We start from the raw sequence: 20,150 nt of genomic DNA, 5'->3' as shown, positions 1-20,150 counted from the left end.
ATAATAAGATAGAGCTATTGGCATTTTGACCGCTGATAGGCCATTTGGAGAAAATATAAATCGAGGAAGTATTAACGAAACTAGGAGGATTTAAAATGTCAGTGATCGATGAATTAATACGTGAAGAAAGCAATGGGACAATCAGTTTTGGCAATTACGAATTAACGGTAAAATCAAAGGTAAATGATTTTGAGCATAACGGAGATCTATATAAAGTTAAAACTTTTAAGGAAATAACTAAATTAGAGAGGAACGGAATGTTTGTATATGAATCTGTTCCGGGAACAGCAGTGGAGAATTTAGATATATCCGAAAAAGAAGTCAGATTTTCTGTTGAAGGACCTGAAGATGCACAGATCACTTTGGAATTAGAAGCAGAGAAAGAATATAAAATTTATATTGATGATACAAATGTAGGAAAGATGAAAACAAATTTAGGCGGTAAACTTATGTTTAGCGTGGAATTAGGTGAAAATCATAAATCAGCTATAAGGGTAGTGAAACTACAATAGTATTTCTATGGTTTGTTTATAATAATTGGAACTGTTTTAGGGGGAATCCCTAAAACAGTTCCTTATTAGTATAGGTGCGAATAGCATACCGAAACTTTGGGATTAGGGAGATGAGGAGCGAATTTATCCGTTTGGATTATTATAAGGAGGAAAATATGGCTAAAAACAGGACTGTTTTTTTCTGCAGGGAATGTGGTTATGAAGCATCCAAGTGGATGGGACAATGTCCAGGCTGTAAGCAGTGGGATACTTTTACCGAGGAACCGGTAATTAAGAAAAAGATTAATAAACAGGTCGGTTTAACACAGACAGAGCCGCAGCTTTTATCTGATGTCACAACTGATAAAGACCAGAGAATATTAACCGGAATCGAGGAGTTTGACAGAGTATTGGGGGGCGGGATTGTGATTGGTTCCCTGGTATTAGTAGGAGGGGATCCCGGAATAGGAAAATCGACCCTGTTACTTCAGATGTGCAGGGAATTATCCGATAAACAAGTTAAGATACTATACATATCGGGAGAAGAATCCTTAAAGCAGATTAAAATGCGTGCCGACAGGCTGGGATCCTTTCAGGGAGAGTTATTATTGCTAAGTGAAACCAATTTAGACAGTATAGAAGATACTATACGTAAATTAATGCCTCAGATTGTAATCATTGATTCCATTCAGACGATGTATAAAGAGGAAATCGGTGCAGCGCCTGGCAGTGTAAGTCAGGTAAGGGAAACCACCGGTATCTTAATGCATTTGGCGAAAGGGTTGGGAATATCTATCTTTATAGTTGGACATGTTACCAAAGAAGGTGTGGTAGCCGGTCCCAGAGTTTTAGAACATATGGTTGATACAGTTTTATATTTTGAGGGAGAAAGTAAAGCTTCCTACCGGATTTTAAGAGCAGTTAAAAATCGTTTTGGATCCACCAATGAAATTGGGGTATTTGAAATGAGGGATAAAGGATTAGTGGAAGTGAGTAATCCATCAGAATTTATGTTACAGGGCAAACCGGAGGGAGAACCGGGTTCGGTAGTAACGGCCTCCATGGAAGGCACCAGGCCTATACTAGTAGAGATTCAGGCCTTAATCTGTCAGACAAATTTTAATATGCCAAGGAGAACGGCAGCCGGAACTGATTATAATCGTGTAAATCTGCTAATGGCTGTATTGGAGAAAAGGTTAGGAATCCAGATGTCTGGAATGGATGCATATATTAATGTTGCCGGCGGAATGAAGATTAATGAACCGGCACTGGATTTGGCAATTGTTATGGCTATTTTATCCAGTTACAAAAACCGGTCAATGGATAATAAAACCTTGTGTTTTGGAGAAATTGGACTCACCGGAGAAGTAAGGGCGGTTAATATGGCAGAGCAGCGTGTTATTGAGGCCGGTAAAATGGGATATGATACGGTTTTGCTGCCGCAGATTAATAAAGAGAATGTTGGGAATACTTGTGTTAAATTAATCGGTGTCAGGAATATAAGGGAGATTGTAAATTTATTTTCTTGATGCTGTTTTGGTACTTAAAGAGAAAATTGTATACTTGAGTAACAATAGCGCAAGGCGGACATAAAAACCTTTACTTGTTTGTTTTGTGGTTATATTGTTGCCATTATATATATTATCATACTGAAGAAAAGGCGGAGGAATTAATAATGGAATGTACAAAAGATTGTGAGGAATTAAAAAGTTTAATGAGGCAACAGGAGGAATTTATTCATAGTATCGGGACTATAGTGGATAACCTGGATACCTCTCAATTAAAAGTAGAGAAAAATGCATTTGATGCGATAAATAGTTCAGATACATCACTTAATTTGGTAAAAGATGGAATTCAATGTGTGGATGACCTATTAAATAAAATTGACTCTTTACATAATGCAGTGGAGAATTCAACAAAAAATATTAATCAAATGAAAAATCTTTCCAATATGATTGAGGGATTTGCTTCAGTAATAGGAGGTATATCCAATAAAACAAATATGTTGTCCTTAAATGCTTCCATTGAAGCAGCCAGGGCAGGAGAACAAGGCAGAGGTTTTGCTGTAGTAGCAGGAGAGGTAAGAAACTTAGCCGCACAATCAGCACAGTCTTCAAAAGAAATTTCGGAAACAATCCAATCCATCCAGTCATTTGTTACAGAAACAGTAGAAGCTATGAATAAAATTTATGAAATTGTAGAAAAACAGAATTCTATGGTAAGCGATGTAAAAGAGGTATTTCATAAAATACTGGAAGCAGCTTATATTTCCAATGATGTATCAAGAAATATGGAACACGAGATTGCATATCAGAGGGATATTACAGATAGTGCAAAACATACCATAGATTCGATTCACCTTATTTCCGAACAGATTAATGAGGGTGAATAAGAGATAAAAAAGAAAAAAAGAGGATGCCTATTTTTTGGTATCCTCTTCTCCTTCTGCTACGATGTCTTCTAAAACATGCATAAGATCATAGATATTATTTAACTGTACATTTCTTTCTAAGATAGAATTTTTTAATTCAACAGGAAGGGTTTCAAATTTTTCCCTGATTGCTGGCGCTACATGCGACATAAAATCACCTCCATATTAGTCTGTCCTGTTTAGATGATTTTATGTATGAGAATACAATGTAAATATATTTTTAAAAAATATTTATTAAATATGATATCAATTTTAATATTCAGTAATATGATTTAAATAATTAAAAAGTCAATCTATAAAATTAAATGTTCGCTTTCATAAAATAATATTATTTTTTATAATTTAATCTTGCTATTTTAGCTTTTAATTTTAAACTGTCATTTAAGTGGACAATTTGATGCCTGGTAATTGGCATCTGTAAAATTCCGGATACGTCTTTTCTGCCCCAGAAATCCAGCAGCCAGATTGAGTCCGGATGGTTTGTTACACCGCCTTCTAATCTGATTCGTTCCAAACGGTCGGATGTTATTTTCTCTCTAAGATCTTCTGGGGTGAGGACAGCTAAAGTTTGCTGTGTTTGTTTTCCAACTGCATTCCGGTAGTTTTTCAGTTCCTGCTTATTAACAGATTTACTGAAACTAATGATTTCATCATCTGTCATGGCATTACCGGTATCTTTTACGGTAACCTGTAATTGATTCAGCCAGGTTTCGTCTAGGACCTGTTTCTGATCCATAACTAAAATATTAATGGTCAAATCCTCTATTCTTGTTATATGCCAGATATTCCATGCAATTGTAACATCCTTAACCGTAGGCATAATTTCAAAATCTTCCTCTGACAACCCATCCCAAACTTCATCAGCAAGGGTTATCTCATTTGATGAAGATACTTGGGATAAATGGAGATATTTATGCATCTTAAGACATAGTTCCATAGCTTCTGTAAACTTATCCTTAGTTTTAAGATATTCTTTTAGTAAGGTTTGTTTTGGATTCCAATCCGTTCCCGGTTTAAACATAGTGAGTACCCGCCTTTTATTCTTACTGGTTTAGAATATTTATCTGACACATTTTCATAGCTTCTAAAGCATTCGCATGACTTTCTTTTGTAACTCCGGCGCAGCAGGAGGCATCCACGGCAACAGGTATCTCCGGTAAAAAGGTTTTTATAAGCAGTGCATTGGAAATAACACAGATATCCGTGCAGAGTCCTATTAACTCGATCTGCGATACCGTATCATATACCCCGTTCATAAGATCTTTTGCCAGTTCACTGGAACCAAAAGTTACTTTTTCATAGATTTTATATTTACTGATATCTGTTATATTGCAAATTTTACTGCTGATTTTCCATCCGTTGGTCTTTGCAATACAATGTTTTACCGGCAGATTTTTTCCTTCCTGGGTATCCAGATAATTATCAGAGTGAGTGTCTTTGGTAAAAATAATCGTATCGCCGTTTCGTTCATAATTCTTAATCTTATCAACTACTTTATCTACGATTTGAACGGCTTCTCCGGTACCTAAAGTACCGTCAATAAAATCATTCTGCATATCAATAACAACTAATAATTTACTCATTGATTATCTCCTTCCATAAATAAGAACAATGACGAAATAAGGTTATTGTATTTATATATCATAGAATTTATATTTTTAGATATTGTTAATAACCCATGGCTTTTTTTACAGTCTCAGTCTTTTCTTTTGATGTAAGTTTCTCTAATAATAAAAATCCAACGAAAGGGGCAGTTTCTGGACAGTAAGAAGTTATAATGTTATTATCAGTAACAATGGGTTCATTTATCACGTTAACATTAAATGATCTCAATTGGGCTTGTCTATGCCCGCCGTTTAAATGGTAGGTTGTTCCGTTTCTTCCGTTTAATACACCGCTTTTTCCTATAGGTAAGGCACCAACACATACGGAAGCGATAATTTTTCCTTTGGAGTTAAAGGCCTGTATCAACTGCAGAAATTTTTCGTGATAAGCTTCTTCATAAAAACCGAATTCCTCAAATCCTCCGGGAATGGCAAGGGCTTCATAATCATCGACCTTAATATCATCAATCAATTTATTCACCATAACCGGAATATTAAAGGTACTGGTTACCTGATTGTGAAATCCACAGGTGACAACCTGTATATCACATCCATATCCATTATTCGCCCAGCCCATAATATCTATGAAAGGGCTGAATTCCATAAGTTCAAATCCTTTTGCTAAGAAAAGTAAAATTTTCATATCAACCTCGATTCCTGATTTTGGTTTTGAATTGTGTTTTAATCAGTTATAATTAATATTATAACTGATTCTATTTTAAACTACAATATTTACCATACTGTTAAGGTAAAATTGTTATTATCAGATTATTGCTGAGATTTGTTTTCCAAAGTTCTTTCCCATTATTAATATTGATTTTACCAAATAGTCCGAGGCGTTTAAGGAGAGATCTTGAAATGCCCAGTTTTTGGCTTAAAATCTTATCAACCCGGATGTCCATAGTGTAATTACATACTATTTGAAGTCGAATGGGTTCTGACAGACCAGTAAGGAGAATGATATCCCCTCTAATATCATAATCAAGTTCTTCATAATTTAATGTTACATTGTTATGGGCATGTATATTTGCATCAAAGGCATATTTCCTGGCAAGATCCTCATCATTGCTTAGAAATTTACGATATAAGTCCTGTGGAATAGCAGAGGGATTAACCCTCGTTAAAATCGACATATTCCATGTGGTTTTACATTTTTGGCATTGATAGATAAGCCATACATCTACTTTATTTTGATTGGCGTTAAGTCTAAAATTACCGGTGGATATAAATGTGCTTTTTGTACCGCATTTAGAGCAGTTTTTTGTTATTGTTGGTTGATTCAGAGGGACGATTTCCCATAGTATTGTTTTCTGCATATTTTTTTCGCTCCTTATTGAGCTGCATAAAAATATGGCATAAATAAAATCTATATGAAATTTTGGTATTTAATTTGTTCATATTTCTACGCAGCTAAAACTAATTCTGACGGCATCAAAATGAAATCCAGCTATACTGAATTTCTTTGATCTTTGTTGGCTTTGTATCAGAGTTTAGCGATTAACTGGTGTAGTCATATGAATAAAATCCTCCTTATTATCAAGTGTGGAGACAGTTTAACATAATAATAAAAAGGTAAGTACCTTAATCTTAATTAGGAATTGTTTTTAAGGTGAATTTATGGAAGAAATAAGAATATGGACCTTGGCAAAGTGCCTGAAAAGATAAGAACAGCGTACCATGGCTCTGCATATAGAAGGGCTTATGATACGCTCTAAGACGTGATGTATACTTTGTGTTTCTTTATTGGTTGCTATCCGGTAGTTTTCTTAATACAGCCTTTACATGTGCTGTATTGATTTAATAATTTTAAGTAGTTTATTTACTTTATATATTTCTTTTTTTCCTGTAATACAATTCTCTGTATACTCTTTTCCGATAAAAAATATTGATCTGCTAGCTCAGTAATTTTTAATCCGTTGATATATCCGGTGTAAATCTCTGCATTTCTTTTTTTAATCCATAGTTTAGAATTTGTTTTTTCACCCCAGCTTTTACGGTTATTACTTTTCCTGGGTATATATAAATATCCACCATCAATATATTCCTGAATTAATTCTAATACTTCCTGCGGTAAAACGGTTTCTGCTTTTAAATAGCTCACGGTGCTCCTCCTTGAATAAAAATACAAAGATTGAGCAAAGGCTATCATCTATTTATTATTGTGCAATAGCCTTTGCTATGCACAAATAACATGTTTATTTCTCATAAAGAAAACCCCTTTCTATTTAAGATAAAACATAACTCTTCCAATATAATACAACAGGATAGTGAAATTAGCAAATGATTTATTTTAATGAGGCTGACAGAGAATTTATCGTGTTACTGTTCAAAGGCAACAATGCGATGTGTTTTTGCGAGTGTAGCAAAGCAAAAGTCACAGAAAACCGGAGAATTGCAGCGTAGGAACGCTTCCTCCTCGTTTTGTGTGCACGCGAAGTATGTTATTGTTCACTACATTGCCGCTTTTTGCAGGGGAATGAACAGTAACTTTATCGTTACGATCAATAATATTAAGCTATAGCATCTCAACAGTTTTCTTATATAGGTTCTTTACTTCTGCCACATAATTTGTAAGGATTCGTCATATGATGTAGCAATAGGCAAAGAGGCAACAAGGGAGGCGTAAAATGGATTTCCAGCAAAGCAAAACTTTTATAAATTTGCAGAGTGCATTTGAGGGAGAATTGATCAGCAGCAGCAAATATGAAATATATGGTATTCGAGCGAGGCAGGATGATTATCAGCAAATAGCATATGCTTTTGACGTTATATCCAGATATGAAAGAGAACATGCGGTAATATGGTTAAAGTTATTAAATAATGGTGAAATTCCGAATACCTTGCAGAATCTCATAGAAAGCTCGGAGGATGAGGCAAATAAAGGAAATAACATATATAGGGAGTACGCGCAAACAGCAAGAGAGGAGGGATATAATTCTATTGGTGCTTTATTTGACGGAGTTGCTAATATTGAATTAAATAATGAAGTAATTTTTCGAACTTTTGCGGAAGATATAGAAAATAATCAGGTTTTTTGTAAACCACAGGAAGTTTTATGGGTATGTATTAATTGCGGCAATATTATGGGAGGATTGTGTGCACCTGCAATATGTCCGATTTGCGGTTTTCCACAGGGGTATTACCAAGTATACGATATTTCCTATTAACTAAGTTTCAGTATATATAAGGTTATAGAGAAAGTTATAGAGAAGTTGTAAGAAATTCAATAGAAGTTAAAAAAGATGCTGTAAAATATGGGTAATGAGATCAGTATCAGATTTAGTCGGTAAACGAAATCCAAATTATACCTAACCTTATTTTACAGCAGAATTTTTATAAAAAAATGACATTAAATGCATGAATAACTCCATTTACAATTGTATTTGTCTCAGTTATAATTGAATCCTGACACTAAAATTGGCTGAATTATCGGACAACCATTTAGCGTTTAATTATATTAGGTATTTTAAACATGGGGCAAAAAGACGGGAAAATAAAAAGCGCAGGAACGTACAGTATGGAGGTATTTACATTATAATGTTAAACAATTTCATGTTTATCAATAGGTTATTATTAGCTAGGCTTCGTAGAATTTATTTTATGGCTTTACCTGAGAGTAAAAGTGATCTAAAAAAGAGCAGGGTATGCTTTACGGTTGGTGATAGTGCAGTCCAGACAATCGCACAGCTTTCAGGCGGAACGTTTCTTGCAACTTTAATGTCATTTTGCGGAATATCGGATGCCAATATTGGTATTATAACCTCCCTGGTAAGTCTTGCCGCGGTATGTCAGATCTTTTTAATCAATTATTTTAAAAAACTAAAAAAATATAAATTCTTAGTATGTTTTACGGCTTTACAAAGACTACTTTTCACTGTTATTTATTTTATACCTTTATTATATATCAGTAACTCAAAAAAGGCCTTGATTATCGTAATTTTATATTTCATCGGGCAGGTTTTCGTACAAATAGGTGCACCGGCATCACAGGAATGGATTGCCAGTCTGGTTCCGGGAAGATTAAGGGGAAAATATTTTTCAATTAAAGATTCCATAGCTGTATTTGTAGTGTCCAGTACCATGTTGATAAGCGGTATTGTATTGGATACATTTAAAAACCGGAATCTTAAAGTCGGTTTTATCATAATAGGTACATTGATATTTATTCTTGTTTTAATTAACGTTATAGCATTTTCTAAAATGAAAGAACCTAAGATATCCTATTTAAATCAGGATGGAAAAGAAATGCATGGCAGACTGGCTAAGAAGGCAAAGGAAGACGAGAAAATTCACAAAAAGAATGATAAAACGATTCTGAATGAGATTATAGATGCATTTCAAAACAGAAAATTCAGAAAAGCATTTATGCTGCAATGCTTATATACATTATCTTTTTATATATGCTTACCCTTTAACTCCAGCTATCAGATTAATGAATTATCATTACCTTATACTTTTATTATGTTTGTCTGTTTTATGACTAATCTGTATCGAATATACATATCACCCAAATTAGGGCGTTTAGCAGATAAATATGGAATGGCGAGATTATTAAGATATACTTTGTTAGCCTTAGGTTTCACAATGTTGTCTTTTGCATTTACTGTACCGGGTAATGCATATCCGTTATTCATAATCAGCCAGGTAATAGCATCTACTGCATGGGCTTTTGTGGGTATTGGCTTATTTGGGGTGCAGCTGGACTTTTTTCAAAATGAAAAAAGAATGATCTGGCTTACTTTAGTTTCCTCCATCTCAGGAGTTTTTGGATTTTTTGTTTCCATTTTTGGAGGTGTGATTTTAGATCATTTGCAAAAGGCAAATCTTCATATTAGCGGAAGACCTGTCTATGCTCAGCAGGTATTAAATTTGATTGGATTTTTAATCATGCTTTTTACCGTGTGGTTTATCAAATATCATATTGAAACAGAAAAAATTGATAATAATCATAAAGACGGAAGAGTAAGTATATAAAAACGAATAGACAATAAACATAAATAAGTAAATAAACTAATAAATGAAACTGAAATCAAATATCTGAAAATAGTAAAAATATTAAATAGGGGTATATAATGGAAAAGTTATGTTTTAAATAATGTTGAAAATATATAAATGATAAAAGGAAGCCATTTTGACTTCCTTTTATTCTGAACAGCAAAAACTTGGAGTTGAAGTGAGCTTGCCTACTTTGTCAAATATTATTACTTTTTAGTTAAAATATTCTTGACAATTAAAACAATTCATTGTATTATAAATAAGCAGTGTTTGATTGTCAAATACATAGGGGATTGGTCAAATGGTATGACAAGGGTCTCCAAAACCTTTAGCGGGAGTTCGATTCTCTCATCCCCTGTTTAAGACATTACTTTTTAAGTAATGTCTTTTTTGTTATATCTTTAACCTGGTTTACCTCCTCATTCGTACATTCATCCCTACTATATCTTGCTTTTTCATAAAAATCTGCTAATTTACTTGCTTCTTTTTTTATTGTATCATCCCAGCATTGTTCCGTTTGAATATTTAAAGCGTACTGGGAAAGTTGCATAGGAGTTAAATAATTTGATAGCTTTTCCTTTGGATTATGGGTTATTACTGCTTTATAAAAATATTTACGAATTTTTTCATTATTGGTACGGCCAAACAATGGAAAAATTTTCTTGACTACAGTTCCAATTTCTTCCCTTTTTAAGCGTTCTCTTTTATCAAAAGGGGAAATAAATTCCGTTTTATCTCTGAAATTATTGTATTTCTTTTCATAAAACAATTGGTATAACTGATAGAGACCGAATAAAATTAACGCTGTGAGACCGGCTATTAAAGCTATAGTAAATAAACCCAGCAGGATATTCTCAATATACTGCCAGATGATGGACGGAGGAGTGGCTTTTATAAGCCCAAGGGGTTGGGAGCTTTGTTCCGGTTCTATATTTTTAATCGGTGAAGATATAGACTTATCTTTAAACAGCGAAAAAAAGGCTTTAATTAATCCTAATAAAATCGTTCCAATCATGGATAAAAAGGCTTTCAGAGGAAATTTCGTAAAGATAAACATAGTAGCAATACATAAGCAGCTAAAAAACAGCAGTAATATATAGTTTGTATTTTGAATGTCTTTTATCGGAACATTGGTTATATTGCTGTGTGTTTGAAAAAAACGCTCAAAATTAATGAGATACATATTAAACAGATATAATAATATAAATGCTAAAACTAACAGGAAATTAAGACTGGTCAGGTTGGTTATTCCCAGATAATTGTCTAAAAAATACATGGCAACAAACGGGGTTAAAAATATTAAAGAAGTATTTGCCTTTGCCATGACTTCTGTTTTTAATTTTTTATTAAGAGCAAAGGCTGTTAATAGTGCGAAATAAATTAAATAAAAGGAAATTACAAAACCGTTCCGGTTCGTTAAGACATAAGCAGCAGCCATACTGATATGCAGGACCGAAAACGACCAGATATGTTTCGTATATCTGCCAATCAGGTAAGATAGGACAGGAGCCGGAAGCAATATAAAAGATTGATAAACATAACCGGTATTTTTGGTGGTAAATATAATACCAATACTAATTACGGCAAAGGCAGCCAGAAAATTAAGCAGTATATTTAAGAGATCTATTAAAAAATGATATTGTTTGTTATTCATATAAAACCCTTTCTTTTATCTATAAAAAGAGCTAACAGGATGGAGAGCCAATTGCTATGCAAATAATTTGCATTTGTCAATTTATACTTGGTTTTTGACACATGAAACCTATATTAAGGAGCTAATTCCCATGGGAGGATATAGGGCATTAATTTACCATCGGCCTTTAATGTGACGTCTTGATTTGTGGGGACAATCCAGGTAAAATCAGCTTTATTATTAAGGGCAGTAAATAAGAGCCGCTGTATATCCTCTTTCTGATAAAAAGATATAAAAATCAGGTAATCATTTTCCGATGATTGGAGGCAGTTTTCTTCGATAACCGGTACGAATGCAGGTATAGGCAGGGAGGTATCAATTCTGGCTAAGAGTTCATTGATTGCTTTTATATGATTAATTCCTGAACCGGGAGGGATATTTAATATTTCATGAGTGATATTATCCCGTCCATTGGTGTGTAAGGAAGTCTGAATTCCCTGGTTAATAAAAGCAGAGGCAATAGATACGGCCAAACGAATACTTTCTTCTTGTAAATCTTCGTGTTTCCATATGGAGTCAGACTCTAAATTAATAAAAATTTTAACCTGCTGGGAAGACGTATAATCATTAACATTAACCTTTAGGGATCCCGTTTTGGCGGAAGCTTTCCAATTAACCGATTTTAATGTATCGTAGGACTGATATTCACGAATACTCCTAAATTCGAAGGGGTCTTCATTTATAAACCGTTTTGTCAGAACTGTTCCCAGCATTTTATTAAAAGGCGCTTGTAATCTGGCATAATCTACGGGTTTTGGATACACATATAAGCGCAGGTCCATATTATAATTTTCTACCGCTTCAAAAGTAATGAACAAATCAGAACAGATTAAGTCAGCATTGCTTATTGTAAAATAGCCCCGGTGCGAACACTTGAAAGTTAAGGATCTGGTTAATTTCTGATACATCATAATGGATATCAGGTCATTCCTGTAATAATTATCGGTTACGATGGAATTATTAAAGTCCAGAAAGTATAAGTACTTCGAAGTCATAAACTTCACTTTTAAAATGGGCAGAGGAAGTAATTTCTTATTTATAATGGTTTCATATAATATTAATTCCTCACCTTCTACGGCTTTCTCTTCTGAAAAATTGATATCAACCGACAGATTTTTATTCCAAAACTTATGGTAGAGGTAATTCTGAAGCAAATAGAGAAGAAAGGCACCTAACATAGCTGATAGTATAATCATGGATCAATTACCTCCTGGTAAAATCCTCGGTTGGAACAGGAACATCTTTTAATATATCAAAAATAATATCATTGGAAGCAGCTCCTTTTTGGAAGCCTGTTCTTAAAATAATTCGGTGGGCTAATACGTAAGGTGCAATCGTCTGTATAATTTCCGGAGTAACATATTGTTTCCCTTTGATTGCGGAATAAGCCTGTACAGCTCTTAAGAAAGCAAGGCTTCCTCTTGGACTTACTCCCAATGCAATACCTTTATGGGTTCTTGTTTGATGAATAATCGAAATCATATATTCCATTAGAGAAGGGTGAACATAAACAGATTTAATTAAATTCTGCATAGCGGACAATTTTTCTTTGGTACATACACTATCTAGTTCTTCTAATGGATCAGCCTGGATAAAACGATTTAAAATAGCAATTTCTTCGGTAAAATTCGGAAATCCCATTCCAATCTGCATGAGAAAACGGTCTAACTGCGCTTCTGGCAGAGGAAATGTACCTGCTGTTTCAACAGGATTTTGAGTTGCTATTACTAAAAAGGGTTTTTCCAAAAGGTAGGTTTGTCCGTCAATGGTAATTTGTTTTTCTTCCATGCATTCCAGCAAGCTGGATTGGGTTCTTGGAGTAGCACGGTTAATTTCATCTGCGAGGAGTATATTGGTAAATACCGGTCCGCTTCGAAATGTAAATTCCCCTAATTTCTGATTATAATAATTTAGACCGGTTATATCGGACGGAAGAAGATCCGGTGTGAATTGAATTCGTTTAAAGTCAGCAGCAAATGATTTCGCCAGCGATTTGGCGAGTACTGTTTTTCCTGTGCCAGGTACATCTTCAAGAAGAATATGTCCACCTGCAAGGAGTGAAGTGAGAATTAAATCTATAACCTGAGATTTACCGATAATAACTTTTTCAATATTATGCTTAATCTTGTCTGCTTGAGACTGTAATTCAATTATATCCATAGTATCACCTTTACTTTCTGATTACTTCAGTATTAATTAATGGAATATGATTCCATATCTATTCTATTATAGTACATTACATGAAGAAATGGATATAGGTAAAAAGCAGATATAATTGCGGTTTGATTGTAGAAATTATACAGGGAATACGAAATTAACTTAGTGATATTTATTTCTAAAAAAATAGATAAGTATAAATAATTATGTAATATTTTAATAAGAACAAAAAACATAACCGATTTTTCTTATAAAAAATAAATAAAAGTAAATAATATGTTTGGAATTGCACCGATTCGACAAATTGACTTATACTATAAAACATGATATAAAATCTCTAGCCGTTTATAATAGAGAAAGCAATTTATTTGGAGGACTATAGAAGTGGAAGTTAAAAAGATTAAACTGAGTACGCCGGAGGAAGTAATAGATTTTGTTAATGCCGCGGAACAATGTGATTTCGATATAGATTTGTACTATAATAGAATAATTGTTGATGCAAAGTCTTTTCTTGGCATTATGAGCCTTGATATATCTCAAAATTTAAATGTGTCTTACCATGGTTATAATTGTAATCTGGAAAATGCTATAAAAAAATATGCAGTAGAATAACCGGAATCGCGTTATATAATGTTTATTCGAATCATAGATAGAGGGTATGCTGCAATTACAGCATGCCCTTTAGTTCATCAGCAGCGGAGGTAGAATGTCACTGAAGTGACAGGATGTCATCGCCAGAGTCCGGCAAGCCAGCCTCTTTCTTAGTATACTTAATATTTACTTTATCTGAATCAAGGACTGATAATAATCTGGAAGGGTTTAAGGGTTTGCTGTAGATATAACCCTGAATGATATCACAATTTTTAGCTTGTAAAATACTTAACTGATCATTAAATTCTACACCCTCAGCTATAACCTCTACATCAATACTATGTGCCAGATGAATAATTGCTTCTGCGATCAAGGAGTCCTTTTCATTTTTGCTGATATTATCTATAAAAGATTTATCGATTTTAAGAGTATTAATTGGCATACTGGTTAAGTAATTTAAGGAGGAATAACCTGTACCAAAATCATCTAAGGATATACGAACTCCTAAAGCCTGAAGGCTGTTTAATAAGGTGACGGCATCGGTTATGGAGGATACAATCGTACTTTCTGTTATTTCCAATTCCAGATATCTGGGCGGAAGAGATGTTTCTTTTAATACATTATCAAGCATAGTAATAAACCCTGTACGGTTAATCTGAACAGAAGAGATATTTACCGATACAATATATGGAGTATAGCCAAGTTCCATCAGGTTTTTGTTAAATCTGCAGGCTTCTTTTAAAATCCATTCCCCTAATTCCACAATTAATCCGCTCTCTTCTGCAATTGGGATAAACTCAGTGGGAGACAGCTCTCCTAATTTCGCACTCTTAATTCTCATTAAAGCCTCAAAGCCTATAATTTTATTGGTAATGATATTAACCTGGGGCTGGTATTTTACATAAATTTCATTATTTTCTATGGCTTTCCGTAATATTTCAAGAATAATAGTATTTCTGTTTAACTCATCCTCCATACTTTTATCAAATAAAGTATATTTGTTTTTACCAGTATCCTTGGATTTGTACATAGCTATATCGGCATTCTTAATCAGTACATTGGTTAAAGTCCCGTTTTTGGGGTAAATGGCAATACCGATACTCATGGATACATAAGCGATTTCTCCGTTTAGATTAAAAGGTTTTTTAAAAGCATCGATTACTTTTGCTCCAAACTCAGTAGCTTCTCTTTGGTTGCTTAGGTTTTCACGGAAAATTAAAAATTCATCGCCTCCTGCTCTGGCGAGGATATCGTCAGAAGTAATTAAGGAAAGGAGTTGTTCGGCCGTCTGGGTTAATAAATTATCGCCATAGTCATGTCCAAGAGTATCATTAACGGTTTTAAAATTATCCAGATCCACAAAGTAAACGGCATGTACTTTATTCGATCCCGGTGACAAAGACAAGGTACTGTTTACCCGTTCGGTAAATGCCAGTTTATTGGGTAAGTTAGTTAAAATATCATGATATGCAAGATACTCTATCTTATTATAATTATTTCTAAGCTGTTCTTCGTTGGTGATCAATTCTTCATGCATTGCTGTTAATTCATTATAGTTTCCCTTAATAATATGTAACATCTTATTAAAACTTCTGGATAGTTCACCGAATTCATTATTGGCTTTAATATTGGATTGTACCTCCAGGTTTCCGTCTGATGCGGTACGCATGACATCTTTTAGGTCTATTATGGGATCCGTATAAGATTTAGCAAATTTATTGCTTACGAAAATCATAAAAATGATAAGGATAACCACAGTCCATCCCAGGACATATATAATTATTACAGCGAGATGAATGATTTCCGATACATCCTGTTTAACCAGTAAAACCCAGTCAAGTTCCGGAATGACACTATAACCGTAAATTTTACGAATATTATCGTAGGTATATGAAAACGCACCGTTTTGAGAAATCTTACCGGTATAGTAGCTGCTTACTAAAGATCCAAGTTTTTCATTATCAATACTGGTACCGATTAATCTGGAATCTGGATGATACACAATGATTCCGCTTTTATCCAAAACAAGACCAAATCCGGTTTCGCCCATTTTAATGGAGCTTAAAAAGTCTTTAAAATAAGACAAATCAATCGTGCTGATAATATAGCCTATTATAGTTGAATAGCCATCTATCTCTGTGGTTATGGGACAACCTATTTCGATACAGTAAGAGCTTACTTTATTTGTAATATCGTTAAAGGAAAGTTGTGGATTTTTAATCAGTCCGCTGACACCGCTGGCGGCACAACCTGTTGCTTTTATATAGGAAAGTGTTACGCTGTCGGAGTAATCCGTATTAACAATGGATTTATCGGAGCTGGCTATGGCCTGAAATCTTGTGTTATATACCGTTATCCGTGAACAGGAGGGATAAAGAGCATGACGTTTTTTTAATAATTCCATGGCACTTCTTAAAAGATCCTTATCGTCTTTTTTAGTAAGATGTACTAATGATTGATTATATAGTGCCAGATTATATATCTGGTTTTGTATGGCAAGTAGATTAATCTCAGTTTGCTGGTTTTTAACCATTGCTTTTAAGCCGTTGCTGTTCGTAACTGCCAATTGGTTTAAATTATCACGTTTAATCGAAATTAATCTGCCGGCAATAAGTTGATATGCCAGTATAGATACGATGATAATTGGTACAATAGAAAATATAATTAAGGTTATTCTTAAGGTTTTTTTTATCGACATAATTATCTTCCTTGATATAGTAATTATTTACATTTTATCAATAAAATTGGAAAATTGCAACAATATATGGAATTAAGGAATACTGATTTTATAATAACTTTACAACTTAAATGAAAATTTTAGTTGAAAAAGAATTCCATAACAGGTATACTTGTAGCGTTAGATTAAACATAATGATAAGCGGTAATTTATTATGGAATTAGAACGGAGAAATATATGTATAGGTTAATATGCAGAGACGGTAATGCAAAGCGAGGAGAGTTTAACACCGTCCACGGCACGATTCAGACACCTGTATTTATGAATGTGGGTACTGCGGCAGCAATTAAAGGTGCGGTATCTACCATGGATTTACAGGGTATGAAGACTCAGGTAGAACTATCCAATACCTATCATTTACATGTAAGGCCGGGTGACCAGGTAATTAAGAAACTGGGAGGTCTTCATAAGTTTATGGTATGGGACAAACCTATCTTAACGGATTCAGGCGGTTTTCAGGTCTTTTCTCTCGCGGGGCTTCGGAAGATAAAAGAAGAAGGTGTATATTTTAGTTCCCATGTAGATGGTCGTAAGATTTTTATGGGTCCGGAAGAAAGTATGCAGATACAATCCAATCTTGCCTCTACGATAGCCATGGCTTTTGATGAATGTCCGCCGCATCCGGCAACCAGGGAATATATGCAGAATTCTGTAGACAGAACCACCAGATGGCTTAAGCGATGTAAAAATGAGATGGCAAAGCTTAATTCCCTTGATGATACCATTAACAGGCAGCAGATGTTATTTGGAATTAATCAGGGCGGTACGTTTGAAGATATTCGTATTGAGCATGCCAAGAGGATTTCTGAGTTGGATTTAGACGGTTATGCTTTAGGAGGACTGGCAGTCGGAGAGTCCCATGAGGAGATGTACCGCATTATAGAAGAAACGGTTCCGTTTCTCCCTTTAGAAAAACCTACTTACTTAATGGGTGTAGGAACACCGGAGAATATTTTGGAATCAGTAGAACGAGGAGTAGACTTTTTTGATTGTGTATATCCTGCAAGAAACGGCCGTCACGGCAATGCATATACCAACCATGGAAAAATGAATCTGCTTAATGCCAAATATGAATTAGATGGCAGGCCGATAGAAGAGGGGTGTGAATGTCCGAGCTGCAAGCATTACAGCAGGGCATACATCAGACATTTATTGAAAGCAAAAGAAATGCTGGGTCTGAGACTTTTAGTTACTCATAATCTTTATTTTTATAATAATATGATGGAAGAGATTAGAGAGGCGATTGAACAGCAAAGATATAAAGAATATAAAAAAGATAAATTAAAAGGTTTTGCTGACGGTGAAATTTAACAGTTACTGTTCACAGGCAATAAACGCGACGTGTTTTTTGTGAGTGTATTGTCACAGAAAACCAGAGAATTGCAGCAACAAAAGACTTTCTTTGCGTTTTGTATGCATCGCGAAGCGTGTTATTGTTCACGGAACTGCTGCTTTTGCAGGGAAGTGAATTGTAACGTTTAGCATTTTGGAACAACATAACGGTTCCTGATTTAGTATATGGGTGTACCATAACAATAAATTTATATAATAACAGGAGGAATTTTATGAATAACCTTATTTTTTTAACGCAGACGGCTCCAGGTGGAGGAACGTCCTTAATCATGATGGTTTTCTGGATTGTAATCATGGGACTTGCATTTTATTTTATGGCAATTCGTCCACAGAAAAAACAGCAAAGAGCCATGGAAGCGTTGATTTCTACTCTTGCACCAGGAGACAGCATTCTTACATCCAGCGGTTTCTATGGAGTGATCATTGATGTTATGGAAGAAGTAATCATTGTAGAGTTCGGAAATAATAAAAACTGTCGTATTCCTATGAAAAAAACAGCTGTTGTTGAAGTTGAAAAGCCAAATACAGCAGAAAAAGAAAAATAGTATAAAAAAGCAAATAATAAATGCTTTTTAGATGATATAAAATAACATTAGAAAATATGTTTAAAAAATAAAAACCTGTCCCGATTTATTACCTGCAGAAACAACCAAGGTAAGTATTAGGACAGGTTTTTACTATGAAATAAAAAGCCCGACCGGCAGGATGCACATTACGCACCAGGGGTGGAGGGTCACTAAAGTGAAAGTGTGCCAGCCTCCTCGCTTAATTAAAGTGAGAGGACTGGCTATGCAAGGCGGTTATTGATTTTATTCGCTTTTGCGTAAATACTGTAATTAAGATATATTATGGAGGAATATAAATGCTTGATTATATATCCGTTCAGCAGGCCGCTGATCAATTATCTCCAAGAGAAGAATACAGAAATTCTGCGAGGAGAACAGAATAGCCGAAGCTGTTAGTTTCGGTCGCGCTGCAATTCACCTAAAAATTCTATATTTAGACAAGGAAACAAATCATTTTACTGTAGGAAATTCAAAAAAAACGCCAGAATAATTATTCCAATTACGATCAGAATCAGCACGACACTTATTATCATAGCAATGATATTTACAATGCTACGAGTTTCGCAGTTTTTGACACATGGTATAGAGAGACAAAGCCCTGCCAGAATAAAAAGAATATTGGCCCCAGCCCAAATGCCGCGTACTCCATCTGACAGAGTAATTTTCAATATAATCGGAATAAAAGTTGTCAGCGGCAGTACACTGACAATCAATGCAGCTACGCTTACTTTTTGTAGTTTCTTACTTTCCATCTTTTTACCTCATTTCTTTCTTTCCAAATTGTGTTACCGCTAATATGAGTACCAACGCAAAGATCAAAGCCGCACAGGGCAGGAACGGAAACAACTCGAAAGCTGGCTCTGAAGTGTTTGTTGTAAATTCGTGCAGTGAACAGGATACCAAATAGCCGCTGTAGCAATAAGAATAGACAATCCAAAGCGGTGTATTTGCGACCAGAACACCGGGAATTACAAGCAGCAAGTTCAAGCCAACAGAAAGCAACGGCTTTTCAAACAGCACCGTAACAGCCCACATCGTAGCAACACAAGGTAACATAGTAAGGAATAGTCCGGCGCACCATTTCAACAAATAGAGGACAGGCAGCGTTTCCGTAATTCCCATCGTGCTTGTCGCAATCAATCCGGCAGCAACGAATACCGCGAGGAACACTACCATTTCCATCAAAAGATAAAACATCAGCACACAAAACTTTGCCAGAGAAAGCGCATACCGGCTAACCGGCAGAGCCAGCATTTTCATAATGCCGTTATTCTGCGTTTCCCGTCCAGCAATCATGACACAAACTATAATCATGCTGAGCGGAAGCAGATAATAGGCATAGACCAATGCGCTTTGAATGAACATAGCTGGCCACGCATTGGTATATTCCGGTGTGAAATAGCTGCTCAAATTTGCAATCCCGGATGCTACCACCAATAACGGGGCAATAAAAATCAAAGGAACAATTTTTGAACGCTTCACTTTCATAAATTCAATTTTAAGCAGTTCTAATAAACTCATTTCAATCCTCC

At 34.8% G+C, this 20,150-nt stretch carries 20 protein-coding genes and 1 tRNA gene; 9 read left to right on the top strand and 12 right to left on the bottom strand.

Annotated features, from left to right (window positions below; genetic code table 11):
* Nucleotides 1-95 precede the first annotated feature (95 nt).
* From RBU59_RS08890 to RBU59_RS08880, 3 genes are all read left to right on the top strand, one after another.
* Complete coding sequence (locus tag RBU59_RS08890) at nucleotides 96-512, top strand: endosialidase (RefSeq protein ID WP_308147522.1); 417 nt, start codon at nucleotides 96-98, stop codon at nucleotides 510-512.
* A gap of 155 nt (nucleotides 513-667) precedes the next feature.
* The gene (gene radA / locus RBU59_RS08885; protein ID WP_308147521.1) at nucleotides 668-2,020 is read left to right on the top strand and encodes a DNA repair protein RadA; all 1,353 of its coding nucleotides are present in this window, start codon (nucleotides 668-670) and stop codon (nucleotides 2,018-2,020) included.
* 146 nt (nucleotides 2,021-2,166) lie between these two features.
* Nucleotides 2,167-2,883 carry a methyl-accepting chemotaxis protein gene (locus RBU59_RS08880; protein WP_308147520.1) on the top strand — a complete coding sequence of 239 codons (717 nt, stop codon included), beginning with the start codon at nucleotides 2,167-2,169 and terminating at the stop codon, nucleotides 2,881-2,883.
* 27 nt (nucleotides 2,884-2,910) lie between these two features.
* On the opposite strand, the gene RBU59_RS08875 is transcribed toward RBU59_RS08880, so the two are convergent.
* From RBU59_RS08875 to RBU59_RS08850, 6 genes are all read right to left on the bottom strand, one after another.
* On the bottom strand, nucleotides 2,911-3,072 hold the full coding sequence (locus tag RBU59_RS08875) for a hypothetical protein (protein ID WP_308147519.1): 162 nt from the start codon (nucleotides 3,070-3,072) through the stop codon (nucleotides 2,911-2,913).
* 178 nt (nucleotides 3,073-3,250) lie between these two features.
* Nucleotides 3,251-3,943 (bottom strand): DinB family protein, encoded by a 693-nt coding sequence (locus RBU59_RS08870; RefSeq protein ID WP_308147518.1) that lies wholly within the window; start codon nucleotides 3,941-3,943, stop codon nucleotides 3,251-3,253.
* 22 nt (nucleotides 3,944-3,965) lie between these two features.
* Nucleotides 3,966-4,505 carry a cysteine hydrolase family protein gene (locus RBU59_RS08865; protein ID WP_308147517.1) on the bottom strand — a complete coding sequence of 180 codons (540 nt, stop codon included), beginning with the start codon at nucleotides 4,503-4,505 and terminating at the stop codon, nucleotides 3,966-3,968.
* Nucleotides 4,506-4,590: 85 nt separating this feature from the next.
* The gene (locus RBU59_RS08860) at nucleotides 4,591-5,169 is read right to left on the bottom strand and encodes a DJ-1/PfpI family protein (protein WP_308147516.1); all 579 of its coding nucleotides are present in this window, start codon (nucleotides 5,167-5,169) and stop codon (nucleotides 4,591-4,593) included.
* A 100-nt stretch (nucleotides 5,170-5,269) separates the two neighbouring features.
* Nucleotides 5,270-5,842: a DUF1062 domain-containing protein gene (locus tag RBU59_RS08855; protein ID WP_308147515.1), complete on the bottom strand. Its 573-nt coding sequence runs from the start codon at nucleotides 5,840-5,842 to the stop codon at nucleotides 5,270-5,272.
* Nucleotides 5,843-6,345: 503 nt separating this feature from the next.
* A complete protein-coding gene (locus RBU59_RS08850; protein WP_308147514.1) occupies nucleotides 6,346-6,627 on the bottom strand; it encodes a CD3324 family protein in 282 nt (93 codons plus the stop codon).
* A gap of 526 nt (nucleotides 6,628-7,153) precedes the next feature.
* Between RBU59_RS08850 and RBU59_RS08845 the strand changes: the two genes are divergently transcribed.
* The 3 genes from RBU59_RS08845 (at nucleotide 7,154) to RBU59_RS08835 (ending at nucleotide 9,879) form a co-directional block, all read left to right on the top strand.
* Nucleotides 7,154-7,693, top strand: a complete 540-nt coding sequence (locus RBU59_RS08845) for a rubrerythrin family protein (protein ID WP_308147513.1) — start codon at nucleotides 7,154-7,156, stop codon at nucleotides 7,691-7,693.
* Between the two features lie 370 nt (nucleotides 7,694-8,063).
* Nucleotides 8,064-9,500 (top strand): MFS transporter, encoded by a 1,437-nt coding sequence (locus RBU59_RS08840; protein ID WP_308147512.1) that lies wholly within the window; start codon nucleotides 8,064-8,066, stop codon nucleotides 9,498-9,500.
* A gap of 308 nt (nucleotides 9,501-9,808) precedes the next feature.
* A tRNA-Trp gene (locus RBU59_RS08835) sits at nucleotides 9,809-9,879 on the top strand.
* Between the two features lie 9 nt (nucleotides 9,880-9,888).
* Here RBU59_RS08835 and RBU59_RS08830 read toward each other — a convergent pair.
* The 3 genes from RBU59_RS08830 to RBU59_RS08820 all read right to left on the bottom strand — a co-directional run bounded on the left by RBU59_RS08830 (nucleotide 9,889) and on the right by RBU59_RS08820 (nucleotide 13,374).
* The gene (locus RBU59_RS08830) at nucleotides 9,889-11,175 is read right to left on the bottom strand and encodes a hypothetical protein (protein WP_308147511.1); all 1,287 of its coding nucleotides are present in this window, start codon (nucleotides 11,173-11,175) and stop codon (nucleotides 9,889-9,891) included.
* 113 nt (nucleotides 11,176-11,288) lie between these two features.
* On the bottom strand, nucleotides 11,289-12,410 hold the full coding sequence (locus tag RBU59_RS08825) for a DUF58 domain-containing protein (protein WP_308147510.1): 1,122 nt from the start codon (nucleotides 12,408-12,410) through the stop codon (nucleotides 11,289-11,291).
* 7 nt (nucleotides 12,411-12,417) lie between these two features.
* Nucleotides 12,418-13,374: an AAA family ATPase gene (locus tag RBU59_RS08820; RefSeq protein WP_308147509.1), complete on the bottom strand. Its 957-nt coding sequence runs from the start codon at nucleotides 13,372-13,374 to the stop codon at nucleotides 12,418-12,420.
* Nucleotides 13,375-13,755: 381 nt separating this feature from the next.
* Here RBU59_RS08820 and RBU59_RS08815 point away from each other — a divergent pair, with 381 nt between their 5' ends.
* Nucleotides 13,756-13,983, top strand: a complete 228-nt coding sequence (locus RBU59_RS08815; protein ID WP_308147508.1) for an HPr family phosphocarrier protein — start codon at nucleotides 13,756-13,758, stop codon at nucleotides 13,981-13,983.
* 97 nt (nucleotides 13,984-14,080) lie between these two features.
* Here the strand turns inward: RBU59_RS08815 and RBU59_RS08810 are convergent, their stop codons facing one another.
* Nucleotides 14,081-16,660 carry an EAL domain-containing protein gene (locus tag RBU59_RS08810; protein ID WP_308147507.1) on the bottom strand — a complete coding sequence of 860 codons (2,580 nt, stop codon included), beginning with the start codon at nucleotides 16,658-16,660 and terminating at the stop codon, nucleotides 14,081-14,083.
* Nucleotides 16,661-16,876: 216 nt separating this feature from the next.
* Between RBU59_RS08810 and tgt the strand changes: the two genes are divergently transcribed.
* Together tgt and yajC are read left to right on the top strand one after the other, a co-directional pair.
* On the top strand, nucleotides 16,877-18,010 hold the full coding sequence (gene tgt / locus RBU59_RS08805) for a tRNA guanosine(34) transglycosylase Tgt (protein WP_308147506.1): 1,134 nt from the start codon (nucleotides 16,877-16,879) through the stop codon (nucleotides 18,008-18,010).
* A gap of 254 nt (nucleotides 18,011-18,264) precedes the next feature.
* Nucleotides 18,265-18,597, top strand: a complete 333-nt coding sequence (yajC, locus tag RBU59_RS08800) for a preprotein translocase subunit YajC (RefSeq protein WP_308147505.1) — start codon at nucleotides 18,265-18,267, stop codon at nucleotides 18,595-18,597.
* Between the two features lie 476 nt (nucleotides 18,598-19,073).
* Here the strand turns inward: yajC and RBU59_RS08795 are convergent, their stop codons facing one another.
* Both RBU59_RS08795 and RBU59_RS08790 read right to left on the bottom strand, forming a co-directional pair.
* The gene (locus RBU59_RS08795) at nucleotides 19,074-19,370 is read right to left on the bottom strand and encodes a hypothetical protein (RefSeq protein ID WP_308147504.1); all 297 of its coding nucleotides are present in this window, start codon (nucleotides 19,368-19,370) and stop codon (nucleotides 19,074-19,076) included.
* Nucleotides 19,371-19,374: 4 nt separating this feature from the next.
* The gene (locus RBU59_RS08790) at nucleotides 19,375-20,139 is read right to left on the bottom strand and encodes an ABC transporter permease (protein ID WP_308147503.1); all 765 of its coding nucleotides are present in this window, start codon (nucleotides 20,137-20,139) and stop codon (nucleotides 19,375-19,377) included.
* Nucleotides 20,140-20,150 lie beyond the last annotated feature (11 nt).

It is taken from the genome of Anaerocolumna sp. MB42-C2, assembly GCF_030913705.1.
GTDB lineage: Bacteria > Bacillota > Clostridia > Lachnospirales > Lachnospiraceae > Anaerocolumna.
The sequence above is the reverse complement of the archived record's forward strand: the minus strand, read 5'-3'. Positions and strand labels throughout refer to the sequence as shown.